The organism is Kitasatospora sp. NPDC089913, from assembly GCF_044748625.1.
Classification (GTDB): Bacteria; Actinomycetota; Actinomycetes; order Streptomycetales; family Streptomycetaceae; genus Kitasatospora.
In genome coordinates this window covers 91450-103552 of the sequence record NZ_JBIVGI010000014.1, presented here as the reverse complement: position 1 = coordinate 103552, position 12103 = coordinate 91450, and the positions used below count along the sequence as shown (strand labels likewise).

Sequence of the window (12103 nt, the reverse complement as noted above, 5' to 3'; positions counted from 1 at the left end):
CCATGATCACCCGGCGGCGCCGAGCCTCGCCAGGAAGGCGTGCACCGGGCCGGCGTCGGCGGCCGGGGTGACCAGCGCGACGTGGTTGTCCGGCCGGACCAGGACGAGGGCCTCGCCGGTCACCCCGTAGGCCCGGCGGACCTCGCCGTCCCGGTCCTCGACCCGCACCGGCCGGACGTGGCCGGGCAGTCCGGCGAGCTCGGGACGGGCTCCCGCACCGAGACCGAGCAGGGTGAAGTCGTCGCCGGCGAACCGCTCGAAGAGCCGGCCCGGAGCGCCGTCCGGGCCCGCGCAGGGGCCGTCGGGCGCCCGGTCACCGGCCCGGAGCAGCGCTTCCGGACCGCCGTCGACCGGGGCGCCTGCGGCGAGGCCGCTCCACCGGTAGCCGAGGGACAGTCCGGTGAGGTCGCCGACCCCGCCGGCCTCGACCCCGATGCCGGGCGTGCCGATCCCCTCCACCACGGCCGCCATCCCGGCACTGGTGACGTCAAGGGTCCACGCCGCGATCGGCAGCCGCTCCTCCTGGTAGGTGTCCAGCAGGGCGGGCCCGGCGATTCCGCGCACCACGTACCCGAGCTTCCAGGCGAGGTTCCAGGCGTCCTGGATGCCGGTGTTCATGCCGAGTCCGCCCGCCGTGGGGTGGACGTGGGCACAGTCGCCGGCCAGCAGGACCCGGCCCTCGCGGTAGCGCTCGGCCATCCGGACGTTGACCCGCCAGGTGGACAGCCAGGTGGCGTTGCCGAGCCGGAGGTCGTCGCGGCCGGTGTGCTCGGCCGCGAGCCGCCGGAAGCTCTCCAGTGACGGCGGCACCGTCGTGCCGTCGGCGGCGGTCTCCGGGCTGGCCTGGAGCTGCCAGCGGGAGCTGCCCTCGAAGGGACAGAGCATGAAGACGCCCTTCGGCCCGAACCACTGGTGCCAGGCATCCGGCTCCAGGCCCTCGACCTCGACGTCGCCGCAGACCATCAACGGCTCCGGGTCGCCGTCGCCCACGAAGGGGATGCCCAGCAGTTTGCGCACCGTCGAGCGGCCGCCGTCGCAGGCGACCAGGTAGTCGGCGGCGATCCGGCGGCCGTCCGCGAGCACGGCCTCCGCCCCGTCGGCGTCCTGCCGGACGTCCACCAGTTCGGCGCCGAGTTCGACCTCCGCCCCGAGCGCGGCGAGCCGCTCGCGCAACAGCGCCTCCAGCTGCGGCTGCCGCAGCCAGCGGCCGGCCGGGTAGGGGGTGGTGGCGCTGGGCCGGGCGCCGGCGAACGGCTCGGTCTCGTTGACGAAGTCGCCCTCGAAGTACTTGCGGAACGGCAGGTGGGTGCGGCCCACCGCGGCCAGTTCCCCGGCGAGGCCCAGGTCCGCGAGGATCTCCAGGCTGCGGGGGTTGAGCGTCTTGCCGCGGGAGCCGGTGGCATGGGCGGCGGCCCGCTCCAGGACCCGTACCGCCACGCCCTGCCGGGCCAGCCCGCAGGCCAGCGTCAGTCCGGTCGGCCCCGCTCCCACGATCACCACGTTCGTCATGTGTGTGTCCGTCCCTTCCGGTCGTCGGTGACTCGTTGACAGCTCCATGGAACAGCAACTCGGTAACAAATACAACCGGGTAACGAATTTATCCGGGTTATGATCCTTGCCATGAACCCGAGCGAACCAGAACCGGGTCTGCGGACCCTCAAGAAGCAGCGCACCCGGCAGACCCTCGCCGATGTCGCCATCGCCCTCTTCCTCGAGCGGGGCTTCGCCCAGGTCTCGGTCGCCGAGATCGCCGCAGCCGCCGAGGTCTCCAAGCCCACCCTGTTCCGGTACTTCGCCACCAAGGAGGAACTGGTCCTGCACCGCTTCGCCGACCACCTCGGCGAAGCCGGCCGGGTGGTGCGCGACCGCGCCGCCGGCCTCACCCCGCTGGACGCCCTGGAACGCCACCACCTCGCCGGACTGGCCGCGCACGACCCCCAGACCGGACTGACCGACGACCCCGAGGTGCTCGCCTTCCTCCGGCTCGTCCACGAGACCCCGGAGCTCTCCGCCCAGCTCCTGGACTACGTCGACGCCGACGCGGACGCGCTCGCGGAGGCGCTGGACCCGGCGGGCGGCATCACCGCCCGGCTGTTCGCCGCCCAGTACGTGGCCGTCCGCCAGGTGCTCGCCCGCACCGCCTGGGCCCGGCTGGCCGACGGGCAGGACATCACCGAGGCGGCCCCGCAGGCCGCCGCCGAGACCGCCGCCGCCTTCGCCCTGCTGCGCGACGGCGCCCGCGCCCAGGGGTTCTGACCCCGGCCCGCCACTCCCTGGAGTCCCGTGCGGCGCAGCGCACCCGCCGCCCGGTGAATCGGTGAAGCACGTCACGGCCTCGCCCCGGTGCCCCGGCGGGTCCGGGCGGGTAGGTTCCTGCCTCCAAGGGGAGCGACGCTCCCCGGACGCGGATCCCGCCGTCATTGGCTCCTCCCAGGAGAGAGGCACGAATGATGTCTGCACAGGACGCCACGCACCACCCCCCGCGGCGCATCGGTGTGGTCGCCGAGTCGGCCGCCGGGGAGACCCGGGTCGCCGCGACACCGTCCACGGTGCGGGGGATCCTCGCCCTCGGCTACGAGGTCGTGGTCGAGTCCGGGGCCGGTACCGCCTCCGGGTTCACCGACGAGGCCTACACCGCCGCCGGCGCGGGCGTCGGGGACGCCTGGGCGGCCGACGTCGTACTGAAGGTCAACGCGCCGTCGACCGCCGAGGTCGCCCGGCTGCGCGACGGCGCGACCCTGATCGGCCTGCTCGCCCCGGCGCAGCGGCCCGATCTGCTGGAGACGCTGTCCGCGCGCCCGGTCACCGCGCTCGCCCTGGACGCGGTGCCCCGGATCTCCCGGGCGCAGTCGATGGACGTGCTCAGCTCGATGGCCAACATCGCCGGCTACCGGGCGGTGATCGAGGCGGCGCACGTGTTCGGCCGCTTCTTCACCGGCCAGGTGACGGCCGCGGGCAAGGTCCCGCCGGCGAAGGTCCTGGTGGCCGGGGCCGGTGTGGCCGGGCTCGCCGCGATCGGCGCCGCCTCCAGCCTGGGCGCGATCGTCCGGGCGACCGACCCCCGGCCGGAGGTCGCCGACCAGGTGAAGTCCCTCGGCGGGGAGTACCTGCCGGTGCAGGCCGCGCAGGAGGCGAGCACCGACGGCTACGCGAAGGCCACCTCGGCCGACTACGACCGGGCGGCGGCCGCGCTGTACCACGAGCAGGCCCGGGACGTGGACATCGTCATCACCACGGCGCTGATCCCCGGCCGGGCGGCCCCCCGGCTGCTCACCGCCGAGGACGTGGCGGCGATGCGGCCGGGCAGCGTCGTCGTCGACATGGCCGCCGCGCAGGGCGGCAACGTCGAGGGCACGGTCGCGGGCCGGACGGTGGTCACCGACAACGGCGTCACGCTGATCGGCTACACCGACCTCGCGGCCAGGCTGCCCGCCCAGGCCTCGCAGCTGTTCGGCACCAACCTGGTCAACCTGTTGAAGCTGCTGACCCCGGGCAAGGACGGGCAGTTGGCGCTGGACTTCGAGGACGTGGTCCAGCGGGCGGTGACCGTGGTCCGGGCGGGCGAGGTCACCTGGCCGCCACCGCCGGTCGCGGTGTCGGCCGCACCCGCGCCGGCCGCGGCGCCCGCGGCACCCGCGGTCGTGGAACCGGCGCGGCCGCGGCTCGCCCCGGCGGCCCGGTTCGGACTGATCGGCGCCGGGATGCTCGCACTGTTCCTGCTGATCGCTTTCGCCCCGACCCAACTGGCCCAGAACTTCACGGTGTTCGCACTCGCCGTGGTGATCGGTTACTACGTGATCGGCAAGGTCCACCACGCCCTGCACACCCCGTTGATGTCGGTCACCAACGCGATCTCCGGGATCGTGGTGATCGGCGCCCTGCTCCAGATCGGGCACGGGAGCACGACGGTCACCGTGCTCTCCTTCGTGGCGATCCTGCTGACGAGCGTGAACATCTTCGGCGGCTTCGCCGTCACCCGCCGCATGCTGAGCATGTTCTCCTCGTCCCCGGAAAGGCGCTGAGCCCGATGACGTCCACGACGGCGGCCCACGCCGCGGATCTCGTCGCCGCCCTGTTGTTCATCCTCAGCCTGGCCGGGCTGTCCCAGCACCGAACCTCCCGCGCCGGGGTCGTCTACGGCATCGCCGGGATGGCGCTCGCCCTGGTGGCCACCGTGGTGGTGGCGTCCAGGAGCATCGGTGCCGGGGCGGTCGCCCTGATCGTCCTGGCGATGGTGCTGGGCGGAGCCGCCGGGCTGTGGCGGGCCCGGCAGGTCGAGATGACACAGATGCCGGAGCTCATCGCCGTGCTGCACAGCTTCGTCGGCCTCGCCGCGGTGCTGGTCGGCTGGAACAGCTACCTCGAGGTGGAAGCGCACGGCGCGGCGCAGACCGCCGTCTCCGGGGACCTGCTGGGCATCCACCACGCCGAGGTGTTCATCGGCATCTTCATCGGGGCGGTCACCTTCACCGGGTCGATCGTGGCGTTCCTCAAGCTGTCCGCCCGGATCGCCTCCCGGCCGCTGGTGCTGCCCGGCAAGAACGCGCTCAACATCGGCGCGCTCGGGGCCTTCGTCGGCCTGACGGTCTGGTTCACCGTCAGCCCGGGCCTGGGCGCGGTGATCGCGGTCACCGTGCTCGCGCTCGCGCTGGGCTGGCACCTGGTCGCCTCGATCGGCGGCGGCGACATGCCCGTCGTCGTCTCCATGCTCAACAGCTACTCCGGCTGGGCCGCGGCGGCGGCCGGCTTCCTGCTCGACAACAACCTGCTGATCGTCACCGGCGCGCTGGTGGGCTCCTCCGGCGCCTACCTCTCCTACATCATGTGCCGGGCGATGAACCGTTCCTTCCTCTCGGTGATCGCGGGCGGCTTCGGCATCGAGGCCGCCGCGGGCGGGGCCGAGGAGCAGGGCGAGCACCGGGAGGTCAGGGCCGAGGAGGCTGCGCGGCAGCTCGCGCAGGCCAAGTCGGTGGTCATCACGCCCGGCTACGGCATGGCGGTGGCGCAGGCGCAGCACCCGGTGGCGGAGCTCACCCGGCGGCTGCGCGAGCGGGGGGTCGAGGTCCGCTTCGGCGTCCATCCGGTCGCCGGACGGCTGCCCGGGCACATGAACGTGCTGCTGGCGGAGGCGAAGGTGCCGTACGACATCGTGCTGGAGATGGACGAGATCAACGACGACCTCGCCGCGACCACCGTCGTCCTGGTCATCGGCGCCAACGACACCGTCAACCCGGCGGCCATGGACGATCCGGCCAGTCCGATCGCGGGCATGCCGGTGCTGCGGGTGTGGGAGGCGGAGCAGGTGATCGTGTTCAAGCGGTCGATGGCGTCCGGCTACGCCGGGGTGCAGAACCCGCTGTTCTTCCGCGAGAACAGCGCGATGCTGTTCGGCGACGCCAAGCAGAGCGTGGAGGACATCCTCCGGGCGCTGGACGCCGAGGACTCCGGCGGTGCGGCCCCGGCCGTCCGGCCGGTGCCGCCGGTGGACCGGGCGGGCGTGTAGCGGGGGCATCGCGACGCACGCGGGCCCCGGGAGGCACGCCGGGGGGCGTCCGGAGAGAATTTCGCTCCGGACGCCCCCGTCGTGTCGATCCCGCGCCCTCCCGTTCGACCTGGGGTAGAGAGGGTCGGACAGCGACTCCCCCGTACCGAGGAGAAGAGCAATGGCGAAGTACATGTTGATCATGCGTGGCAGCGACGAGACGCGCGAGAAGATGATGGACACGCCCTTCGAGGAGATCCTCGACATCATGGGCCGCTACAACGACGAGCTGATCCGGGCCGGGGTGCTGGTCGCCGCCGAGGGGCTCGACGACGCGTCGACGGGCGTGGTGGTCGACTTCACCGGGGAGGCACCGATTGTCACCGACGGGCCCTACGGTGAGACCAAGGAACTGTTCGGCGGCTTCTACATCCTCGACGTGGCTTCGCAGGACGAGGCGGTCGCCTGGGCGAAGCGGCTGCCGTCCCTCCCGGGGATGAAGATCGAGATCCGGCGGGTGCCGGGCATCGACGAGTTCCCGCAGGACAACAAGTGGATCATCCAGGAGCGGGAATGGCGCGAGCGGACCGGCCAGCTCTGAGCACCGGACCGACCGACGGCGGCGGGTCCGCCGGGCACCTCGACGGCCCGCCGGGCGCCGCGGCCGCCCGGCGGGCCGTCGAGGCCGTGTGGCGGATCGAGTCGGCGCGGATCGTCGGCGCCCTCACCCGCTTCACCGGCGATTTCGACCTCGCCGAGGACGTCGCCCAGGAGGCCGTCGCCGAGGCGCTCGTGGCCTGGGCGCGCGACGGCGAGCCGGCCAACCCGGTCGGCTGGCTGCTCGCCACCGGCCGGCGCCGCGCCATCGACCGGTTCCGCCGCCGCTCCGCCCTCGACGAGCGCTACGCCGCCCTCGGCGGCCGGCTCACCGAGGGCGGAGCGAGCTCCGGCGCCGAGCCCGTCCCCGGCAACCCGGACGACCTGCTGTGGGACCCGGACCTGATCGAGGACGACGTCCTCGCACTGATGTTCGTCGCCTGCCACCCCGTGTTGTCGCCCGAGGCCCGCGCGGCGCTGACCCTGCGGGTGGTCGCCGGGCTCTCCAGCGAGGAGATCGCCCGCGCCCTGCTGGTGCCGGTGCCCACCGTGCAGGCCCGGATCACCCGGGCCAAGAAGACCGTCGCCGCCGCCGGCGTCCCCTTCGCGGTACCCCCGCCGGAGCAGCGGCGCGAGCGCCTCGGCGGGGTGCTGAGCGTGCTCTACGTGCTCTTCACCGAGGGCTCGACGGCGACCAGCGGCGACCGGCTGCTGCGCACCGACCTCGCCTACGAGGCGATCCGGCTGGCCCGCACCCTGGCCGCGCTGCTGCCCGGGGAACCGGAGGTGTCCGGTCTGCTCGCCCTGTTCGAGCTGACCGCCGCCCGCTTCCCGGCGCGCACCGGGCCCGACGGCGAGCCGGTCCTCCTGGAGGACCAGGACCGCCGCCGGTGGGACCGCTCCGCCGTCCGCCGCGGGCTGGCCGCGCTCGACCGGGCGACCGCCACCGGCCACGGCCTGGGCCCCTACGGCCTCCAGGCGGCGATCGCCTCCTGCCACGCCGGGGCCCCGTCGGTCGCGGAGACGGACTGGCCGCGGATCGTGCTGCTCTACGAGGCGCTCGGCCGGATCGCGCCCTCCCCCGTGGTCGACCTCAACCGGGCGGTCGCCGTCGCCATGGCAGCCGGACCGGCGGAAGCCCTGGAGATCGTCGACGGACTGGCCGCGTCCGGGCGGCTGTCCGGCTCCCACCTGCTGCCGGGCGTGCGCGGCGAGCTGCTCACCCGGCTCGGCCGCACCGCCGAGGCCCGGTCGGAGCTGGAGCTCGCCGCCCGGATGTGCCGCAACACCCGCGAGCGGTCGGTGCTGCTGCGCAAGGCGGCGGCCCTGGGCTGACCGGGCCGGGGCGGTGGCCGGTGGCCTTCCCCGTCCTCAGGGAACGGGCGTCGCGGTGGAGGCCACCACCGGCGGGCCGGTGATCAGGGTGCCGTCCTCGGCGTACGGCGTGCCGTTCGGCACACAGCCGTGAAGTCCCTTGATCTGCTGCATCATCACCGGCGCCGGCGCGCCCTGGCCCGGGCAGTCGACATGCCCCTGGCCGAGGATGTGGCCGACCTCGTGGTTGACGGCGAGGGCGTGGTACAGCTCGGGCTTGCCGGTGTAGAACTCCGACAGCTCCTGCCAGCGCTTGAGGTTGATGACGACCTGCTTGCCCGCGGCGCAGTTCACCCAGCCGCCCGTGTCCAGGCCGTACTGTCCGCAGATCCGGTCGGTCGACTTGGGGGTCGCCAGGTACACGGTGAAGTCCACCGGGTCGGCGTCCACCCGCTGGAAGGAGCGCTCGCCGCCGGCGACCCAGCCGCGCCGGGTGTCCCCGAGCACGGCGTCCACCTCGGCGGCGAACTGGGCGGGGGTGACCTTCAGTCCGTTCTCGGCCCGCACCTTGTACCGGTACAGGTGCTCCCCGGTGCCGACCCGCTCGGTGCCGCCGGGCGCCGTGGTGAAGGCCAGCGGTTTCGGCGCGGCCTCCGCCCACGGACGCCACCACCAGGTGCCGGCCGCCACGGCGGCGACGACCACCAGGGCGATCGCCCCGTACTTCGCCCGCCCTGCGGGCAGCCGGGCCGTCACCCGTGCTCCCGGGTGACGGCCCCGCGTATGGAGCCCCGGAGGGCCGGGGCCGGGGCCGTGCGTGCGGCCGTCGGCGCGGCCGAACGGCGGTGTGCCGGTCGGCGGGCAATCAACAAATCGGTCATACCGAGAGAGACGATCAGAAACCCGTTCACGGTTCACCTTATCGTGAGCATGATCTCTTCCATTCGCCTCGGTGTTCGCCAGGGTGCGCGTCCGGGCGTGCGCCGTCGTGCTTGCCACCGGCGTCCGCCACCGGGCCGACGCCGGGCAGGCGGCGGACGGGCGGCGCGCAGGCCGCGGGCAGGCCGCGGGCAGGCGGCAGACGGGATCAGGGCTTGGCGCGCAGGACGTCGATGTTGCCGTACCGGGTGCGGGCGCGGACCTCGACGGTGTCCTCGGACTTCCCCGGGGCGTCGGCGGCGGAGAGCATGTTGCGGACCTGACCCGAGGTCGATCCGAGGTCCAGCCAGGCCGCCGTGCCCTCCCGGATGCCGACCTCGATGGCGCCGTAGGAGGTCTCCAGCTGCACACTGCCCCGGGCCACCTCACCGATGCGCAGGGTGCCGTGGGCGGTGGTGGCGGCGACCGAGCCGCCGGCCCGCCGGACCTCGATGTCGCCGTTGGCCCCGCTCACCCGCAGATCGCCGTTGGCGAGGTCGACGGTCGTGCTGCCGTGCGTGTTCTTCAGTACGGCGGGGCCGTCGATCCGGCCGATCCGCACACTGCCGGAGCTGGTGGTGACCTCCGCCCCGCCCTCGATCCGGTCGACGGTGACCGAGCCGTGCGCGGCGGCCAGCCGCAGCGGGCCGGTGGTGTCGAAGCGGACGTCCCCGGAGGAGGTCTTCACCTCGGTCTCCCCCAGCCGCCCCTCCCCCAGCACCTGGGCCCAGGCACCGCCCACCTCGATCCGCGAGTCCGCGGGCAGCTCGACCGTGACGTCCACGGTGCCGACGCGGCCGACGAGGTAACGCGGCCTGGGCGTCCGGACGGTGAGCACCCCGGCGGCGTAGCCGACCTCGGTCTGCCCGGCGGACCGCACGTCCAGGTCCTTCCCCGGATCGCGCGGGCGCACCTCGACGACGGTGTCCGGGCGGTCGACGGCGATGAAGTGGATGGATCCGGCCTCGATGTGCGCGGTGACGGCGATCGGGTCGGGAGTGTCGAACGAAGGCATGGTGATCCCGTCCTCGGAAGGGTCTGGTGGAGGTACGGCAGCCGGTGCCACCGGTCGACGGTGCTACCGGTCGACCGGCCCGACCTCGCGGCCCGGGCGCCCGGCATGCGCACCGAGCTCCATGACGCCATGATGGCACCATAATGACGCCAATCGCAAGCCCTTGATGCGCCCGCATGACACCCACATGGCACAGCCCCGGTGACAGCGACCCCCGACCCGGGCGCGTACGGCGACCTCGGAGCCGGGGGCACTCCGACACGAGCGGGAGCGGACGTCACGGCACCACCCTCCGAACAGCACCGCAGCGCTGGCGCCAGTCCGGCACCGGATGGCACCAGACTCGGCACAGCTCAGGCGCCGCCAGCCGCCCCCTCGTCCGCACCCACCAGCAGCCACCGCGCCGGCAGCTCGATCCGGGCACCGGCCGCCGTGAACTCCGTGGTGGCCAGCGGCAGGTCGCCGGAGCCCAGGACCGTCAGCCCGGCCGCACCGAACAGGTCCACGAAGGCCCCGTCGGCCACCTCGGCGGGGGCCAGCCCGTGGTCGAACACCGGGCGCAGTTTCGGCGGCGGCCCCGCCGGCCCAGCGGCCAGGTCCGCCAGGACCCGCTTGGCCGCTTCGGCCAGCTCGACCACGAACGCCCGGCCGCGCCGCCCGGCCAGCACCGCGACGGCCTCGGCGACCGGCCCCCGGTCGGCCGGATCGCTCTGGTGGATCACCCCGCGCAGATAGAGGTTGACGTCGCCGAGACGCTCGTGGAGCGCCCGGACCGCCTCCGCGTCGGTCGCGTCCAGCCGGGCGTACTCGGCCGCGCCGGCGGGGTCGTTCCGCCGGGCCAGCTCCACGGCGGCCTGCGACAGGTCGACCCCGAGGACCCTGCCGAACCGTCCGGCCAGGAAGCGCGTCTGCGTCCCGCTGCCGCAGCCCAGGTCGACCAGCGGCAGGTCCGGGTCGACCAGCTCCGGCCGGAACAGCGCGAGGTGGCGCTCAGCCACCAGGGCCGCCTCCGCATCCCAGATCACCGCCCCGGGCTCGGCCGGCGCATCCCGCCAGAACCCCTCCCAGGCACCCAGGTACCGACTCGTCACAGTCACGACGGAGACCTCCAAGCGTCACTCGCAGTGGCCGCAATGTATCCGCCGACCGTCGCCCCCGGTGGCCGCACCGGCACGGGAAGGCCGAGGGGCCCGGCAACACTCACCCGCTGGAGTGAGGCCGCATCATACGAGGTTGACCGGTCCGACGGACGGACTTCACCGCAGCACGATGGCGTGGGCACGCCAGCGCGGTAGCGTCGCCGCCGACCGTGATCGACTCGGAGGGGTGGACCGACGTGCACAGCACAGTGAAGGCGGACCGGCGGCTGCTGGTCAGCGTGTTCGGACCGCAGGAGGCCCGGGAGGCCGTGCTCGGGGGAGCCCGGATCATCGACAGCGAGGACCCGCGCAGCGCCCTCGGCACCATCAAGCCGCGCCGGATCATGGACATCGCGGACGCCGTGCTCGCGGCCCGCCGCGACCTGCCGGTGCAGTTGAGCACCAACATCGGCGAGGACCAGTTGCTCCACCGGCGGGCGGCCAACGGCCTCGCCGTCGCCAAGTCCCGCTACGAGACGGTCGGCAAGGCAGCCCAGGCGGCCCTCGGCGTCGCCGTGTCGATGGGCACGCTGGTCCACCCCTCCCCGATCGTGAAGGTCGGCCTCGACGGCATGGACTTCGACCGGCTCGGCGAGGTGCTGGGCGAGATCACCGCGACCCTGCGCCGGACCGACGGGCTGCGGCGGACCAGGGTGATGTCCGTACTCTTCGCCCAGGACCTCGACCTGTGGGACACGCGCAAGACCCTGCCGCAGGTCCGCCGCGCCCTGGTCGGCCTGCGCGAGTACGACCCGGCCGCACCGGACACCCCCGACGCCTTCGACCTGGCCGGCCTCGCCGACGCCCTGCTCGGCGACGACGGGCTCCCGCTCTTCCCGGACGCCCCCGGTCACCGCCCCACCGAGGCCGTGCTCAAGGCCGCCGGAGCCCTCCCGACCGCCGCGCGCGGCACCCACGTCACGGTCAACGAGCCCTTCGCGCACACCGAGCACGGCCTGACCCGGCAGCGCCGCACCGACCGCGAGGCGATCCGCGCCATGGTCGAGGCGACCGCGGCGGCCGGTGCGGACGCGATCATGATCGACACCAGCATTCTGCTCAAGGTCGCCCGGATCGGCCTGATCTCCACGGCCGGCAGCGAGGAGGTCGTCGACCTCGACGCCCACGACACCGACGCCCACGGCCTGCCCCGGACCGGCATCCTCACCCTCGACGAGATCCGCTTCTTCGTCGACCTGTGCCACGCCCGCGGCCTGGAGGCCAACCTGGCCGGCTCGGTGCAGAGCCACCAGGCGCAGCAGATCTGGCGGCTGGTCCCCGAGCTGGACCAGTTGTCGGCGCGCGGCGGGGTGGTCGCCCCGTCCCGCGACCCGCTGCGCGGCACCGGAGCGGACACCCGGCACGAGCGGGTCGTGCGGGGCGCGCTGGTGGCCGGCCTCGTCCCGCCGGAGCAAGGCGGGTACCTGGTGGTTCCCGAACACATGGCGCGCTCGCCGAAGTTCCGGCCGGACCTGGACGCCCTGCTGGCCAGGCACCCCGACCTCGTGGTCCGGTTCGCCGGGCCCGACGGCTTGCCGGACGGCACCGCGGACTGAGCCGGACGGCACCGCGGACCGAGCCGGGCGGTCCTGCGGACCGGTCTGCGGGACCGGTTCCGCCGGTGTTCCGGCCGGACCG

General features: G+C 73.9%; 10 protein-coding genes. 6 read left to right on the top strand and 4 right to left on the bottom strand.

The window, feature by feature from the left end:
- Window positions 1-6: 6 nt before the first annotated feature.
- Entirely contained in the window at window positions 7-1509 is a 1503-nt protein-coding gene (locus tag ACIPYS_RS22080; RefSeq protein ID WP_400748483.1) for an FAD-dependent monooxygenase, read from the bottom strand.
- Between the two features lie 111 nt (window positions 1510-1620).
- Between ACIPYS_RS22080 and ACIPYS_RS22075 the strand changes: the two genes are divergently transcribed.
- The 5 genes from ACIPYS_RS22075 (at window position 1621) to ACIPYS_RS22055 (ending at window position 7414) form a co-directional block, all read left to right on the top strand.
- The gene (locus ACIPYS_RS22075) at window positions 1621-2256 is read left to right on the top strand and encodes a TetR family transcriptional regulator (RefSeq protein WP_400748480.1); all 636 of its coding nucleotides are present in this window, start codon (window positions 1621-1623) and stop codon (window positions 2254-2256) included.
- A gap of 194 nt (window positions 2257-2450) precedes the next feature.
- On the top strand, window positions 2451-4022 hold the full coding sequence (locus tag ACIPYS_RS22070) for a Re/Si-specific NAD(P)(+) transhydrogenase subunit alpha (RefSeq protein WP_400748700.1): 1572 nt from the start codon (window positions 2451-2453) through the stop codon (window positions 4020-4022).
- A 5-nt stretch (window positions 4023-4027) separates the two neighbouring features.
- The gene (gene pntB, locus ACIPYS_RS22065) at window positions 4028-5503 is read left to right on the top strand and encodes a Re/Si-specific NAD(P)(+) transhydrogenase subunit beta (protein ID WP_093858585.1); all 1476 of its coding nucleotides are present in this window, start codon (window positions 4028-4030) and stop codon (window positions 5501-5503) included.
- A gap of 160 nt (window positions 5504-5663) precedes the next feature.
- A complete protein-coding gene (locus ACIPYS_RS22060) occupies window positions 5664-6083 on the top strand; it encodes a YciI family protein (protein WP_093858586.1) in 420 nt (139 codons plus the stop codon).
- A complete protein-coding gene (locus ACIPYS_RS22055; protein ID WP_400748475.1) occupies window positions 6056-7414 on the top strand; it encodes an RNA polymerase sigma factor in 1359 nt (452 codons plus the stop codon). The genes ACIPYS_RS22060 and ACIPYS_RS22055 overlap by 28 nt, the downstream gene beginning before the upstream one ends.
- 36 nt (window positions 7415-7450) lie before the next feature.
- On the opposite strand, the gene ACIPYS_RS22050 is transcribed toward ACIPYS_RS22055, so the two are convergent.
- From ACIPYS_RS22050 to ACIPYS_RS22040, 3 genes are all read right to left on the bottom strand, one after another.
- Window positions 7451-8149 carry a DUF3152 domain-containing protein gene (locus ACIPYS_RS22050; RefSeq protein WP_159424747.1) on the bottom strand — a complete coding sequence of 233 codons (699 nt, stop codon included), beginning with the start codon at window positions 8147-8149 and terminating at the stop codon, window positions 7451-7453.
- A gap of 331 nt (window positions 8150-8480) precedes the next feature.
- Window positions 8481-9326, bottom strand: coding sequence for a DUF4097 family beta strand repeat-containing protein (locus ACIPYS_RS22045; RefSeq protein ID WP_093858589.1), 846 nt, complete (start codon window positions 9324-9326; stop codon window positions 8481-8483).
- A gap of 353 nt (window positions 9327-9679) precedes the next feature.
- Complete coding sequence (locus tag ACIPYS_RS22040) at window positions 9680-10423, bottom strand: class I SAM-dependent methyltransferase (RefSeq protein ID WP_400748470.1); 744 nt, start codon at window positions 10421-10423, stop codon at window positions 9680-9682.
- Between the two features lie 239 nt (window positions 10424-10662).
- On the opposite strand from ACIPYS_RS22040, the gene ACIPYS_RS22035 reads away from it, so the two are divergent.
- Window positions 10663-12021, top strand: coding sequence for a (5-formylfuran-3-yl)methyl phosphate synthase (locus ACIPYS_RS22035; RefSeq protein WP_400748467.1), 1359 nt, complete (start codon window positions 10663-10665; stop codon window positions 12019-12021).
- Window positions 12022-12103 lie beyond the last annotated feature (82 nt).